The organism is Acinetobacter tianfuensis, from assembly GCF_003611465.1.
GTDB classification, from domain to species: Bacteria; Pseudomonadota; Gammaproteobacteria; order Pseudomonadales; family Moraxellaceae; genus Acinetobacter; species Acinetobacter tianfuensis.
Genome location: NZ_RAXV01000021.1, coordinates 27,939 through 41,532, shown reverse-complemented (window position 1 = coordinate 41,532; position 13,594 = coordinate 27,939). Strand labels below are relative to the sequence as shown.

Annotated in this window: 16 protein-coding genes and 2 tRNA genes; 10 read left to right on the top strand and 8 right to left on the bottom strand. The window is 43.0% G+C overall.

The window, feature by feature from the left end; all coding sequences use genetic code 11:
• Positions 1 to 31: 31 nt before the first annotated feature.
• The 3 genes from D7V32_RS10440 to D7V32_RS10430 are packed head-to-tail and all read right to left on the bottom strand — an operon-like array spanning position 32 to position 1,686.
• Positions 32 to 283, bottom strand: coding sequence for a hypothetical protein (locus D7V32_RS10440; RefSeq protein ID WP_120402820.1), 252 nt, complete (start codon positions 281 to 283; stop codon positions 32 to 34).
• On the bottom strand, positions 276 to 1,457 hold the full coding sequence (locus D7V32_RS10435; protein ID WP_120402819.1) for a site-specific integrase: 1,182 nt from the start codon (positions 1,455 to 1,457) through the stop codon (positions 276 to 278). The genes D7V32_RS10440 and D7V32_RS10435 overlap by 8 nt, the downstream gene beginning before the upstream one ends.
• A gap of 19 nt (positions 1,458 to 1,476) precedes the next feature.
• Positions 1,477 to 1,686: a hypothetical protein gene (locus D7V32_RS10430; protein WP_000122748.1), complete on the bottom strand. Its 210-nt coding sequence runs from the start codon at positions 1,684 to 1,686 to the stop codon at positions 1,477 to 1,479.
• A 111-nt stretch (positions 1,687 to 1,797) separates the two neighbouring features.
• On the opposite strand from D7V32_RS10430, the gene D7V32_RS10425 reads away from it, so the two are divergent.
• Positions 1,798 to 2,013, top strand: a complete 216-nt coding sequence (locus D7V32_RS10425) for a helix-turn-helix domain-containing protein (RefSeq protein WP_106985268.1) — start codon at positions 1,798 to 1,800, stop codon at positions 2,011 to 2,013.
• A gap of 486 nt (positions 2,014 to 2,499) precedes the next feature.
• Here the strand turns inward: D7V32_RS10425 and D7V32_RS10420 are convergent.
• Positions 2,500 to 2,575, bottom strand: a tRNA-Gly gene (locus D7V32_RS10420).
• A 42-nt stretch (positions 2,576 to 2,617) separates the two neighbouring features.
• Positions 2,618 to 2,693 (bottom strand) — tRNA-Gly (locus tag D7V32_RS10415).
• Positions 2,694 to 2,904: 211 nt separating this feature from the next.
• Here D7V32_RS10415 and D7V32_RS10410 point away from each other — a divergent pair.
• The 5 genes from D7V32_RS10410 to D7V32_RS10390 all read left to right on the top strand — a co-directional run bounded on the left by D7V32_RS10410 (position 2,905) and on the right by D7V32_RS10390 (position 5,860).
• Positions 2,905 to 3,216 (top strand): BolA family protein, encoded by a 312-nt coding sequence (locus tag D7V32_RS10410; protein ID WP_120402818.1) that lies wholly within the window; start codon positions 2,905 to 2,907, stop codon positions 3,214 to 3,216.
• Positions 3,217 to 3,222: 6 nt separating this feature from the next.
• Entirely contained in the window at positions 3,223 to 3,615 is a 393-nt protein-coding gene (locus D7V32_RS10405) for a SirB2 family protein (RefSeq protein ID WP_120402817.1), read from the top strand.
• Positions 3,616 to 3,700: 85 nt separating this feature from the next.
• The gene (locus D7V32_RS10400; protein WP_120402816.1) at positions 3,701 to 4,537 is read left to right on the top strand and encodes a ParA family protein; all 837 of its coding nucleotides are present in this window, start codon (positions 3,701 to 3,703) and stop codon (positions 4,535 to 4,537) included.
• Positions 4,538 to 4,551: 14 nt separating this feature from the next.
• On the top strand, positions 4,552 to 4,944 hold the full coding sequence (locus D7V32_RS10395) for a hypothetical protein (protein ID WP_120402815.1): 393 nt from the start codon (positions 4,552 to 4,554) through the stop codon (positions 4,942 to 4,944).
• Between the two features lie 322 nt (positions 4,945 to 5,266).
• Positions 5,267 to 5,860 carry a LysE family translocator gene (locus tag D7V32_RS10390; protein ID WP_120402814.1) on the top strand — a complete coding sequence of 198 codons (594 nt, stop codon included), beginning with the start codon at positions 5,267 to 5,269 and terminating at the stop codon, positions 5,858 to 5,860.
• An 18-nt stretch (positions 5,861 to 5,878) separates the two neighbouring features.
• Here D7V32_RS10390 and D7V32_RS10385 read toward each other — a convergent pair whose 3' ends face one another.
• Positions 5,879 to 6,514, bottom strand: coding sequence for a DedA family protein (locus D7V32_RS10385; protein ID WP_120402813.1), 636 nt, complete (start codon positions 6,512 to 6,514; stop codon positions 5,879 to 5,881).
• Positions 6,515 to 6,903: 389 nt separating this feature from the next.
• Here D7V32_RS10385 and D7V32_RS10380 point away from each other — a divergent pair, with 389 nt between their 5' ends.
• Together D7V32_RS10380 and guaA are read left to right on the top strand one after the other, a co-directional pair.
• Positions 6,904 to 7,269, top strand: a complete 366-nt coding sequence (locus D7V32_RS10380; RefSeq protein ID WP_120402812.1) for a NirD/YgiW/YdeI family stress tolerance protein — start codon at positions 6,904 to 6,906, stop codon at positions 7,267 to 7,269.
• A gap of 200 nt (positions 7,270 to 7,469) precedes the next feature.
• Positions 7,470 to 9,038: a glutamine-hydrolyzing GMP synthase gene (gene guaA, locus D7V32_RS10375; RefSeq protein WP_120402811.1), complete on the top strand. Its 1,569-nt coding sequence runs from the start codon at positions 7,470 to 7,472 to the stop codon at positions 9,036 to 9,038.
• Positions 9,039 to 9,288: 250 nt separating this feature from the next.
• Here the strand turns inward: guaA and dcm are convergent, their stop codons facing one another.
• Positions 9,289 to 10,356, bottom strand: a complete 1,068-nt coding sequence (gene dcm, locus D7V32_RS10370) for a DNA (cytosine-5-)-methyltransferase (protein WP_228200205.1) — start codon at positions 10,354 to 10,356, stop codon at positions 9,289 to 9,291.
• 93 nt (positions 10,357 to 10,449) lie between these two features.
• Positions 10,450 to 11,781 carry a GGDEF domain-containing protein gene (locus tag D7V32_RS10365; protein ID WP_120402810.1) on the bottom strand — a complete coding sequence of 444 codons (1,332 nt, stop codon included), beginning with the start codon at positions 11,779 to 11,781 and terminating at the stop codon, positions 10,450 to 10,452.
• A gap of 382 nt (positions 11,782 to 12,163) precedes the next feature.
• Between D7V32_RS10365 and D7V32_RS10360 the strand changes: the two genes are divergently transcribed.
• Positions 12,164 to 13,114 carry a pirin family protein gene (locus D7V32_RS10360; RefSeq protein WP_120402809.1) on the top strand — a complete coding sequence of 317 codons (951 nt, stop codon included), beginning with the start codon at positions 12,164 to 12,166 and terminating at the stop codon, positions 13,112 to 13,114.
• 39 nt (positions 13,115 to 13,153) lie between these two features.
• On the top strand, positions 13,154 to 13,552 hold the full coding sequence (locus D7V32_RS10355) for an OsmC family protein (RefSeq protein WP_120402808.1): 399 nt from the start codon (positions 13,154 to 13,156) through the stop codon (positions 13,550 to 13,552).
• Positions 13,553 to 13,594: the final 42 nt, after the last annotated feature.

Genomic DNA, 13,594 nt, shown 5'->3' with positions numbered 1-13,594 from the left:
GTCATCAATTGGATGACCTTGTATGTTTGTTTTATGAGTGAGCGAGACTCATTAAGCGGAGACGGGCCTGTTGGGCCAAGTCATCGTAATGGGCTTGCCCTTCATCCAGCATTCGCTGCAGCCAGAGTCTTAATGCTTGGTGATCATCGAAGCATTTATTGATTTCCAGTAAAAAAGCCAGATTATGAAGTTTGGGAATCTGTAGCTCATGAATTAATTCACGAGCGACAATATCTGCTTCAGCGCTGACGACCACACCACCAAAGAAAGCTTTACTATTCATGTGCAAGCTCCTTTGTATTTAGTTTTTCCAGCATGGCTTCAAATGCACTGCCATCGCGGCGCGTAACATTGGGGATGTAACGGCTATAGACCCGGAATAGCATTTCAGTCGTTGAATGTCCCAATTGACGTGCGATCCATTCCGGATTTTCTCCTGCTGACAGCCAAAGTGTTGCTGCTGTATGACGTGTTTGATAGGCTCTTCTAGACTTCAATCCTAGAAAGCGCAAGATCGGATGCCAGACACGTTTATTCACCAGACGATAATCGAGAGGTCCACCATCACGATTGCAGAAAACAAACTCTGATTTACCATTATTTAAGCTTTTCTGTTGCAGAAAGGCTTGGTACACCCGGTCATTCATCTGGATCGTGCGGTCAGAACCATAAGTTTTGGTTCCACCAAGTACACCATTCACTAACGCTTCTCTGATATGGATTTCACGACGCTGTAAGTCGATATTTTTCCATTGTAGACCATCGATTTCACTGGTACGCATACCCGTAAAAAAGCGAATGGTGTAATAGGGGCGGAAGTCTTCACGCACTGTGGTAAGAATTTTATGCACCTCTTCCAGAGAAAAAGGTGTGACTTCAATCTTGCTTTCCTTCAGATTGTTAATATTTTTATAAGGCGACTCAAACTCGTATCGTTCAGCCGCATCATTGAGTATCATACGTAAAGGCGTCATGATTTGATTGATCCTCGATGCTTTTAGACTTGTCTGATCTTTTCCGTGAGTCACTTTGGCGAGGGAAGCACGGAAGTTCAGCAAGTCTGACTTCTTGATTTTCGAGAGAACCTGATTACCAAAAGCAGGAATCAAATAATTTTTAATAATGATTGAAACCTTATGTTGATAAGATGTTCTCCACTCAATCTGTTTTTGTTTAAACCATAATTCAGTAAACTCTTTAAAAAGAGGAACTTTAGTTTGTACAGCGATTTGCTGACTTCTTTTTTCCTTAAACTCCTCGACACGTTTACTTTTGGGGAAGTACTTTTCATATTCGAAAGTTCCCAAAGTAATTTCAGCTTCAAGCTGTTCGAGACGTTTTTTCAAAATGCGACGATTATAGGCGTTGTCTTCAAGATTGGTTGTTTCTCTGCAACGAATGCCCATGTAGCGGAAATCGGCAATCAGTTTGCCGCTTCGTTCTCGGATGGTAGCCATCAGTTAGACCTCCTGAAACTTATTGCAAAGCATCCATGCTTAAACCAGTAAATTTAAGCATTTCAGTTTCAATGCGTTCCCAAACAAAAAGAATTTTACGACCACCGAAAGGACGGATGTAGTGCACACCTTCAATAAAGACACTATCCTTCAGTTGGTTGCGAATAGTACGAGCGTCGTACTGAATTTTTTCAGCCAGTTGTTGGGCTGTAAGATAGGTATATGACATAATAAAGCCTCTGATTTTTACTAGGTAACTAGGAAAAATTATTCCTTAGGCGTAATTTATCATATTTTTATGACTTTACAAGTACTTTTTACCATTTAAGTAGGAAATTTTATGATTATTTCAAACTTGGCAGTTTTACTAGCTGAGCGAAAGTTAAAAGTAGCTGATTTAGTTAGAAGTACAGGAATAAATAAATCTACATTGCATAAGCTCTATAACGATGAATCAGTCAGAATTGATTTTGAGACAATTGATAAGATTTGTGTGGCTTTAAATGTAGAAGTTGGTGATTTATTAATTTTTAAACAAAATGAAAATAATCAATAATATACATTGTATTTTGGTCACAGATGGTCACATCAAAATGTCAGTTGGTCACAAATTCAGTCTATGATTAGGATGATCGTTAAAATTTTTTATTAACGGGTCGATTATATTTTTGAATAATTACTTCGATGGTGAAAGAACTCACTTTTTTATTGTAATTTTTTGGTCACCGATGGTCACATGAAAAAATTGATTGGTCACAAATTTAAGAAAATTAGTTCAAACCTTGAACTAAAATTCTATTTTCTAGGTCCAGTTTTTGGTTTTGGATGAGTTATAAAGTACATATAATTTGGTGAAATTTGAGGTTATTTAAAGTGATTTATAATGTGGTGGCACAAAATGGTCACATCTTGGTCACCGAAGATAGAGGTGACTAATAAAACTTATAAGTAGGCTTTAGTAAATAATTCTAATTAGATTAAAAAACATTAATTAAATCAACAATAAAAAAGCCCCCATCTTTCGATGGGGGCTTTTTGAATTTGGAGCGGGAAAGGAGACTCGAACTCCCGACCCCAACCTTGGCAAGGTTGTGCTCTACCAACTGAGCTATTCCCGCAGGGTCGAATAATTTTTTATAAAAAAACTAAACAAAAAAATCTGGAGCGGGAAAGGAGACTCGAACTCCCGACCCCAACCTTGGCAAGGTTGTGCTCTACCAACTGAGCTATTCCCGCATAGCGGTGTATAATACAGTAAAGCCCTTGAGGGTCAATAGCTTTGTGCAAAAGCTTGTATCGTTTGCATAAAATAAAAACAATTTTGGGCCAAAAATGTTTTTAAAAGCTAAAATTGATCATTTTTTGACTTATAGCAGCGGTTTGAACTCGGACAGAAGCATGTATACTCCAAAGTGTATAAACGCAATTTGATATTTGGAGCAGTCTCTTGAGTTTGGAACAGCAGCTGATTGAACGCTTACAGCAGTTAACGCCGAGTCATTTGGAAGTGGTGAATGAGTCTTCAGGCCATGGCGGCTATTTCCCAGGCAAAGAATCACATTTTAAAGCAGTCATTGTCAGTGAAGCATTTGCTGGCTTGCGTTTGGTACAGCGTCACCAAAAAGTGTATGCAGCTGCAGGAGATTTGCTTGGGCCGGGTCATATTCATGCTTTAGCCATTCATGCTTTTTTGCCTGAAGAGTGGCAAGGTCAAGCAGCGCCTAGCCCAGAGTGCGCACATGCGCCAAAAGCGGAATAAGTCATTATGGATACACATTTACTGATTAAAATTGTTCATATGACGGGTGCATCACTGGCGTGTCTGGCAGTATTTGTACGCGCTTTCACGTTATTTAAAGGGGTGCAGGGCAATATGCCAAACCCCGCAATGCGCACCTTATTTGTCGCGCTGCAGCATGGCGCAATGACGCTGATTGCATTGACTGGCATTGTGCTTTTATGGATGAAAAACTTTGATGCAGAACCTTGGTTCTATGCCAAAGTAATTTTGTTCCTTGTGCTGCTGTCATCATTGGGCAAAGCTTACCGTAAAGATGACAGCATGTTGCTGGTGCAGCGCCGTGCTGGCCTATTTATTGCTGCAGGATCTTTAGCTGCCATTATCGTTTTGATTATGTTAAAGCCTAATTTCGGCTAATTGTCAGACATAATCTGAAAAGGCCTATCAGGTCTCAGGTAGACTGAGACCTGTCTTTAAACAAAATAAAATAAGAGGGAAGTGCATGCGTACTCGCGTGGTTTTTAACCAAAAGGGTGGGGTGGGAAAATCGAGCATAACGGTGAATTTGGCTGCGATCAGCGCCCATCAAGGTTTGAAAACGCTGGTGATTGACTTAGACCCGCAAGCCAATTCTAGCCAATATCTGCTGGGTGATGATGCGACGTATTCAGCCGACAAGCCTGCATTAGAGCCGAATATTGAAAATTATTTTGAAGAAGTGCTGGGAGCGCAGCAAAGCAAAGGCTTATTGGGCAATGCTATTGGTTCGATATTAAAGGGCCGCTCTAAAGGTCTGGACAGTTATGTCCATCAGTCGCCATTCAAAAATTTGGATGTTATTCCAGCCAGTCCAAGTCTTGGCGCTTTGGCGCATGCGCTAGAGTCTAAACATAAAATTTATAAATTGCGTGATGCGCTGCAGCAGCTGGACGGCCATTATGACCGTGTGTTTATTGACACGCCGCCTGCTTTTAACTTTTTCACTTTATCTGCGCTGATTGCTGCAGACCGTGTATTAATTCCATTTGACTGTGACGTATTTTCCAAGCGTGCGCTGCAGAGCTTAATTGAAAATGTCATTGAGACTCAAGATGATCATAATGACCGCTTGGAAATTGAGGGAATTGTGGTCAATCAGTTCCAAGCGCAGGCTAAATTGCCGCGGGAAGTGGTGCAGCAGCTGAAAGATGAAGGCTTGCCAGTATTGGAAAATATGCTGCCGCCATCGGTATTGATGAAAGAATCACATCATAAAAATCAGCCCTTGATCCATTTAGCTGCAGAACATAAATTGACGCAGGCCTATCAATCATTGTTCAATGAAATTGAGAAAAAATAATTTTTGAGTACAGCATGAAAGCGATTTATTTAAGCTTATTGGCAGGCAGCGCATTGCTGCTGAGCGCATGTGCCACGACTGTTAAGCCGACTTATGTGTCGCCAGCACAGTATCAGTCTTTCAATTGTCAGCAGCTGCAAAGCGAATATAAGCGTATTCAGCAATATATTGATAATGGTGTGCAAGCGCCGAAGCGTACAGGCGTCGGTGTCGGCTTAGGTCTTGGCGGCGGCTGGGGCAGCAGCGGCGGCTGGGGTTTTGGCCCAAGTGTATCGGTCAATATGGGCCAGTCTTCTAATACTAAAAAGACAGAGCTTTCCCGTGTAATGGGCGAGCAGGAAGCAGTACTGCAGGCAGCCCAGTTTAAAGGCTGCCCAATGCTGATCCGCACCAAGCCGAAGAGCTGATTTCGGTCTTGAATCTGCTTGTTCTGAACTGCTTTTGTTCAGGCAGGCAGATTAAAATGTAATAAAATTTGTAGGCAATTCATCTTTGTTTTCACTTTGCTGCATTTGATTTTTCAAAAAAGATAAATTTAAAAATTATAATAAATATTAATTATTTATATTTTAATGAAGGTCTGTTTATATTTCATTTTCATGACATTTATTTGGTTTTTTGCATGCTGTAAATGGTCTCTGCACTCTATTTTTTGATCGGGCACGTACTTGTTTTTTGTCAATCATGTCAGATAATGTCTGCCTTGTTTTATCCAAGTTTCTGGAATTTATGATTGAAAGCTGGCTATTTTTATTAGCAGTCATTGCTGTATTGATGACTCCGGGCCCGACCAATGCATTATTGGCGAGTTCAGCACATCAGCAAGGGGCAGCCAAAACCAGTTTGTTCATACCTGCCGAATTTCTGGGATATTTTTATGCCATTAATTTATGGGCGCTGCTGATTCATCTGAGTGCGCCTATTTGGCCGCATCTGATCAGCATTTTGCATATTGTCAGTGTCGGTTATGTATTTTGGCTGGCGTTTCATCTATGGAAAGTGAAGCATTTGTATCAGCATAGCCAGCGTCATACCAGTATCCGCCCGCGCCAGCTGTTTTTCTCGACCTTAAAAAATCCCAAAGCGCTGTTATTTGCTGCCGGTATTTTGCCGATGAACACGTGGGATAATCCAACCAATTTTATTTTAGTTTTTAGCGCATTCTGTTTGGTGCTGCTGCCGGTCACCATGTTTTGGATGTCTTTTGGGCGGGCAATTCTGGCAGGAGAGAGCAGGCAAATAAAAGCCGATCTCTTATATAAAGGATCGGCCGCGATGCTGGTGCTGTGCATAGTGCCTGTGGTCATTCAATTCTTTATTTAAATGCCGCGGCAGACGGCATTAAGCAGTCTTGTTTTTCATCTTTTGGCGGATAAAACCAATAATGCCCGGCAGTACGCTGATAATAATAATACCGAAGATGAGATGCGTGAAATTATCTTTCACAATTGGCATGTTGCCAAAGAGATAACCCAGCGTAATAAATGAGCCAATCCAGCAGAATGCGCCAATGAGATTATACGTTAAGAAAAATTTATAGTTCATTTGGCCTGCCCCTGCGACAAAAGGTGCAAAGGTGCGGGCAAAAGGCACAAAACGGGCAAAAATAATGGTTTTTCCGCCGTGTTTTTCAAAGAACTTTTGTGTGTTGATCAGGTGCTGTTTATTAATAAAACGTGATTCAATTTCAAACACACGCGGGCCAATATATTTGCCAATGTGATAATTTAGGGTGTCGCCCAGCACAGCAGCAATAAACAGCAAGACACCTAATACCCATGGATCCATTGCGCCAGTAGAGGCCGCTAAAGCGCCCGCAGCAAAGAGCAAGCTGTCGCCCGGCAGAAAAGGCATCACTACGAGACCAGTTTCTACAAAAATAATCAGGAACAGAATTGCGTAAATCCAGACCCCATAGTTGGTGATGAATTCAAGCAGATGGTCATCAACATGTAATATAAAATCAATCAGTTCCATGAAGCACATATAAGCAAAAGTGTGCAGGAATCCTAGCAGTCTGCACTGTATAAGTCAGTATAAAAAAGTAAATAAATTCACTGAATGCCGTTCTATTTTTAAGATGATCAGCTGTAAGTCTGCTGATTTAATCATCGGATTAATCTTTTTATCATAGCGCGATCAATCAATTTTAAAGAATGCCGTTTCAAAATGCTTAATCCAAATCTGGATGTAAAAAATGCTGTTTAACCTCCTGCAGCGCAGGCATTGCTGAGCTTAATTGCCCGTGTGATGCTGGCTTATATTTTTATTGCTGCGGGGGGGGATGTCAGTATTTACAAATAGTGTACCCAGCATCTGAATTTAATTTGTTTTTATAAAGTTCTTGTATTGCTTTGGAGATTCAAATGAATAAACGTTTAAAAGCGGTCATAGGTGTAAGTTTAATGCTGTGTGCGGCGGGTGCATGGGCCAAAGATGATCGGGCCTTATTGCAGGAAGCCGCAAAAAATCATGTGCAGGTTTCTGCAGTGAAGCAGTTAAAAGATGAAACGGCTGTTACGCTGACAGGTACGCTGGTCAAGCATTTGAATCAAGATCATTATGAGTTTAGTGATGGAACAGGACTGATTTTATTGGATATTGACGATGATGACTGGAAAGCGTCAGGTGTTCAGGCCGGAGACAAGGTCCGCGTAGCAGGTGAAGTAGATACGCACCGCTATAAGCCGACAGATATTGAAGTCGTGAAAATAGAAAAGTTAACTGAATAATCGGGTTAAAAATATCAGTGTAATCATAGGCGTCCTGCTATGTGGAATCAGCTGGCGCCTTGCTTATGGATGTGAGCCGTATTTGAATAAAAAACAGTTAAAAAATGAATATTTATAGGCCTGTCCGAATAATGTGCGTTATGCGCGGAAAAATGTTAGAATAGCGCGCTTATTTCGTTTGCCTTACATAGTTGTTTGTCATGACTACCAATACTCAAATTACCGAAGATCGTATCCTGATTTTGGATTTCGGTTCTCAATATAGTCAGCTTATTGCACGCCGCGTACGTGAAGCTGGCGTATATTCTGAAATGTATGCTTTTGATATGTCTGAAGAGGACATTCGCGCATTTAATCCAAACGGTATTATCTTATCTGGCGGCCCAGAAAGTGTTTACGCTGAAGGCAGCCCGCGCGCGCCAGAAGTTGTATTTAACTTAGGCGTGCCTGTATTAGGTATTTGCTATGGCTTGCAAACCATGTCTGAACAGCTTGGCGGTAAAGTTGAGCCGGGCGATGTGCATGAGTTTGGCTATGCGGAAGTTGATATTCAAGTCCGTGACAAACTCATTGGCGATCTTGAAGATTCTGCAGACAAGCTGAAAGTATGGATGAGTCATGGCGATAAAGTGACTGCGATTCCAGAAGGCTTTAAAGTCACAGCAAGTACGCCAAGCTGTCCATTTGCGATGGTATCTGACGAAGCGCGCCGTTTTTACGGCATTCAGTTCCACCCAGAAGTAACGCACACTGCTAAAGGTGCAGAAATTCTGTCTAACTTCGTTCACGGTATCTGCGGCTGCCGCAACCTTTGGAACTCTGAAAACATTATCGATTTACGTGTAGAACAGCTCCGCGCGCAAATTGGTGATCAAAAAGTGCTTCTAGGCCTTTCTGGCGGTGTTGACTCATCTGTCGTGGCAGCGCTTTTACACCGTGCAATTGGCGACCAATTGACGTGTGTATTTGTAGACAACGGTTTGCTTCGTTTGAATGAAGGCGAGCAAGTGATGGACATGTTTGCGAAAAACATGGGTATCCGCGTGATCCGTGCCGATGCTGAAGAGCGCTTCTTAACTGCGCTTAAAGGTGAAGTTGATCCTGAGAAAAAACGTAAAATCATTGGCCGTGAGTTCATTGAAGTCTTTGCTGAAGAAGCGCGTAAGCTTGACGGCGTAAACTTCCTTGCTCAAGGTACAATTTACCCAGACGTGATTGAATCTGCTGCAACTAAAAACGGCAAAGCGCATGTAATTAAATCGCACCATAATGTGGGCGGTTTACCAGAAGATTTAGCATTTGAATTGGTTGAGCCAATCCGAGACTTGTTCAAAGACGAAGTTCGCCGTTTAGGCACAACTTTAGGTCTTCCTTACGAAATGCTTTACCGTCACCCATTCCCAGGTCCGGGTCTAGGTGTTCGTATTCTTGGCGAAGTGAAGAAAGAATATGCTGACATTTTACGTTTAGCAGATGACATCTTCATGCAGGAATTGCGTGCAAGCGGTTGGTATGACAAAACGGCTCAAGCATTTGCCGTGTTCCAGCCTGTGAAATCTGTGGGTGTAGTGGGGGATGGCCGCCGTTATGCATGGGTTGTTGCACTTCGTGCAGTTGAAACGGTTGACTTCATGACAGCGCGTTTTGCACACCTTCCTTATGATCTAGTAGACAAGATTTCTACCCGTATCATGAATGAAATTGCAGATGTTTCTCGTGTGGTTTATGACGTTTCATCTAAACCGCCAGCAACGATTGAATGGGAGTAAATTGGGGCTTTCTAAAAGCGACAGCTTTTAGCCAAATTTACGCCAAGGGCTGTGCCCGCGGCAGTGGTGGCTTTCAAGAAACAGCGTTTCTTGCCTAAATTATGCCGAAAGCGATGCTTGAGGCAGACTGGGATTCGATGAAGCATTGCTTCGTGCCAGTTTTACGGCAAAGGCTATGTCTGCCAGTTAGGGATTTATCAATTGAATCTCTAACTCTCAATAAAAAAGAGCGCCTCAGCGCTCTTTTTTATTATCCCGCTTTTTTATGTCTCTGCTTTTCCAACACTTTTAAAATCTGCTCCCCAATCCTTTGAATTAAAGGCATTGTCACTGAGTTGCCAGCCTGAATATACAGCGAGCTATTGGCCATTTTGGCTGGAAAGCGCATCTGATCGACAGGGTAGCCCTGAAAAGCAAAGCATTCTTTGGGTGTGAGTTTTCGAATGCCATAAGCATCTTTGACTAAAGGCACATTATGGCCGCCTGAACCCATGTTAGCTGTCAGCGTTGGGCAAACTTTACGTTTATTTTCACGAACATATACTCTTCGCCACTGATACAGTGTGTCGCGTGATACGACGCCCTCAGCCATTTTTGCATAGTGTCTATGTTCAGGCGGATAATAGTATTTTGCCTGTACAGGGCCTTTTTCTAAAAAATCATGAATGGTGCTGCTCAGCGGAATCGCTTCTGGAAAACTGAATTCGCGGTAACACGGTACTTGAATAGGATCAAATGCCACAATAAAAATTCTTGCGCGGTTTTGCGGCACGTTGGCATGAGTCATGCTGTTCAGCACCTGATGAGATACGTGGTAACCCAGTTCCTGTAATGTATTGCAGATGACTTGCAGGGTATTGCCATTATCGTGAGTCAGCAGGTTTTTTACATTTTCTAAAAATATTGCTTTGGGACGGTGTTTGCGTGCAATTTCCGCAACTTCAAAAAAAAGAGTGCCGCGTGTTTCCTGAAAGCCTTTACGGTGACCGGCAATAGAAAAGGCCTGACAAGGGAAGCCGCCGCATAAAATATCAAATTGGGCAGGAATATGCGCTTTCGTGTCAGGATGGGTAATATCGCCAAAAGGCGCATCGCCATAATTGGCTTGGTAAGTCTGCTGCGCTTTCAGATTCCATTCGCTGGAAAACGCGCAGCGCCCGCCTAAGCGCTGCATTGCCATGCGGAAACCGCCTACGCCAGCAAAGAGATCAATAAAACTAAATGATGCGCGTTTGGGTGCAGGAAAAGGCGCTGCCGGCTGGGATGATTGCATGATTGGCGCTTCCATTGCATTCTTATTGAGTACTATTTTTTTCATTCAATTTTGTTTGTCTAAAGTATTGAATTCACAATTTTTATTGGGTTTTTACTGCTGTTATGCAGTATAAAAAAAGTATAGGTGAAAATTTACTCAAAGAATAGAGACGCCCGAAGGATTGTTTTTTAAATCACGGATACGCTGCAGGGCAGCAGGGTCTGGATGCTGATTGATTTTTTCCGGTGGAGCAGACATAGAGGGATCATAGCGCACAACACGGTTTCGCCCGCGTTCTTTGGCTTGGTAGAGTGCAATATCCGCTTGTTTAATCAGCTCATCTAAGTCTTGCTGCGGCGAGTTCAGCTGGGCGACTCCAATAGAAACGGTGAATTTCAATTTCATATCAGGCTTTAGGTACAGCTGTTCTTGCGCAATGCTTTGACGGATGCGCTCAGCAATCATCAAGCTGTCTTCAATTTGTGTTTCTGGGATTAGGACAATAAATTCCTCTCCGCCGAATCGCGCCAAAATATCGTTGTGACGCATTTCTTTACGGGCCGTATTAGCAATAATCTGCAGCACTTGGTCACCCACATCATGACCATAAGTATCGTTGACCTTCTTAAAATGATCGACATCAAACATCAGCAGGCAAGTGGCCGCGGAGGTTGGCCATTCATGAATTTTATGTTCCGCTGCATAAACAAACTGGCGGCGGTTATACAGTTGAGTCAGTTCATCGGTATGCGCTAGATCATTTAAATTATTTAAATACCATTCATCCAGCAGCGTGCGCAGGAAAGAGCGTCTGCCATTTAAGGTATTATTCCAGCTGATATAGAGGCTGAATAAGCAAATTGGGCTGAAGGTTAATGCAAAAATGGTCATTTGCGGAAAGGTCATTAAGGCCGCTGCGCCAAAAGCTGCGATCAGAGCGATGCAGGCCGATGCATAAAAGGCGGGCTTAAATGTAACCTGCACGCCCATATTGGCAATGAGGATGAATATCACAGAAACAAACAGATAGTGATCGGTCCACGGGCTGTTGGAGTGCAGCAGCATATAAATCCACAGTCCCATGCTGAACACAGTGCCGATCGGGAGCACGATGTCAGCCCATAGAATATTTTGTTTATAGCGGATCAGAAAAAAGCATGCGCTCATGACTGCTGCGGCCAAGCCAAGCCGAAAGCTTGCGGAATACAGCTGCATATCCGGAATAATCAGCATGTCTGCAAAGTAATACAGCAGAAATACCAGCTGGGTGATGTAGTTGATTTGAATCAGCGAGTGGCGCTGCTGAAAATATTGATAGCGTAAATAAGAGGCTTGAAAGCATGCAGGAATTTGAGCCCGCGGGTCAGCTAGCGCCAACTCTATGACACTGCGGTGTGCTGCATTGTGCTCTTCTGGTCTGAGCAAATGCCGATCTGAAGCATAAGACTTAGAATTAAGGCTGCCTTCAGTCTGAGATGCTGACGCCATATTATTGTTCCTGCACTACGCAAGATTTATTCAATCTTTGATTATCAAAACTTTTATAAAAAAAAGCACTCCCTGAAAACAGGGAATTTTGATATTTTTTTAAACAATATGTGTGTAAATACTAGCCGAAAATCAGTAAAAAATCTTTATTTTAGGACACCGTTAGTCTGAAGGCTGGGCTAAATTTTTTTAAGTACCCAAAGAACGCATTTGCGGGCTGGAAAATCACGGGTGTTCAAATGTCAAAATTTGCTCACAAAAAAAGTATTGTCCTATTTTTACAATACTGCATATTAAGGAAGGCATATGCTTCAGCAGGATCAGGCATTACTATAGGATTAAATATGCTTAATTCAGTATTCACTCGTTTCAGGATAGAACCATGAGCAATACCAATGATACGGAACTTTCACATTCTGATGACTGTGAAAAATATGTAAATCAGTTTATTCAAAATTTCCCTCTGCGCAGTGCTGAAATTGGGCAAGGCACGGTGATTAAGCGTGCGCTGCCGAGCCGCCATAAACGTATGATTGGCGCATGGTGCTTTTTAGATCATGCCGGCCCTGTGGTTTTTCCGCAAGGAGAAGGGCTGGATGTCGGTCCGCACCCGCATATTGGCCTGCAGACATTTACGTGGATGATTGAAGGAACGATGCTGCATAGCGACAGCCTAGGCACGACCAATCAGCTGATCCGTCCGCGCCAAGTGAACTTGATGACGGCAGGCCGAGGCATTTCGCATACTGAAGTTGCGCCAGAAAATGAAACGCATATGCATGCGGCGCAGCTGTGGATTGCATTGCCGGATGACAAGCTGAATATTGAGCCGGCATTTCAAAATTATCCAGAGCTGCCTGTAGTCCAGCAGGATGGAATTGATATTACGGTATTGGTTGGTGAATATTTAAATACTAAGTCGCCGGTGGCTGTTCATACAGAATTGCTTGGTGTTGACTTGGAAGCAAAGGATAATGTCCGCAGCCGTTTGCCGCTTAATCCTGAATTCGAATATGGCTTTATGGCTTTAGAAGGGACTGCGCATATTAACGGTCATGAATTGACGGCAGATAATATGGTGGTCTTAGAGCCGGGCTTGGAGCATGTAGATATTGAAATTCATGCCAACAGCCGCGTGCTGCTGCTGGGCGGTGAACCATTTGAAACGCCAATTCTGCTCTGGTGGAATTTTGTAGGCCGTACGCAGGAAGAGCTGTGCATTGCCCGTGAGCAATGGATTAATGAAGATGAGCGTTTTGGCTCCATTCCAAGCTATGATGGCCCGCGTTTGGAAGCGCCAGTTTTCCCAGACAAAATGCACGCTTCAAAATAAGCGCGCTGAACGGACAATAATAATGCAAGAGGATAAATAATGGGTGTGATTGCAAAAGCTCAAGTAGATACATTGCCAGCGCCATGGTCAGGCCAAGTCAGCAGCGGCAAGCACCAGCTGCTGACCGATAAGCCTGAATCTTTTGGCGGCGGTGATACAGGTTTGGCGCCGTATGATTTTATATGCACTGGCTTGATTTCATGCACCATGATTACTTTGCGCATGTATGCACAGCATAAGGCAATAGATTTTGGCGAGTTCCGTGTTGAAGCAGAGTTTAATGCGAACCGTGAAGGCAAAGAGTGGATTGAACGCCGTCTGCATTTCAGCTCGCCGATGAGTGAAGAAATGCAGGAAAAGGTGCTGGCCATTTGTTCAAAAACACCTGTGACTAAAACCTTGCTGCGCAGTGTTGAAATTCATACAGCACTTGTCTAAAAAACGCTGGCTTTTGCCAGCGTTTTTTATGCGCGGCAGCCG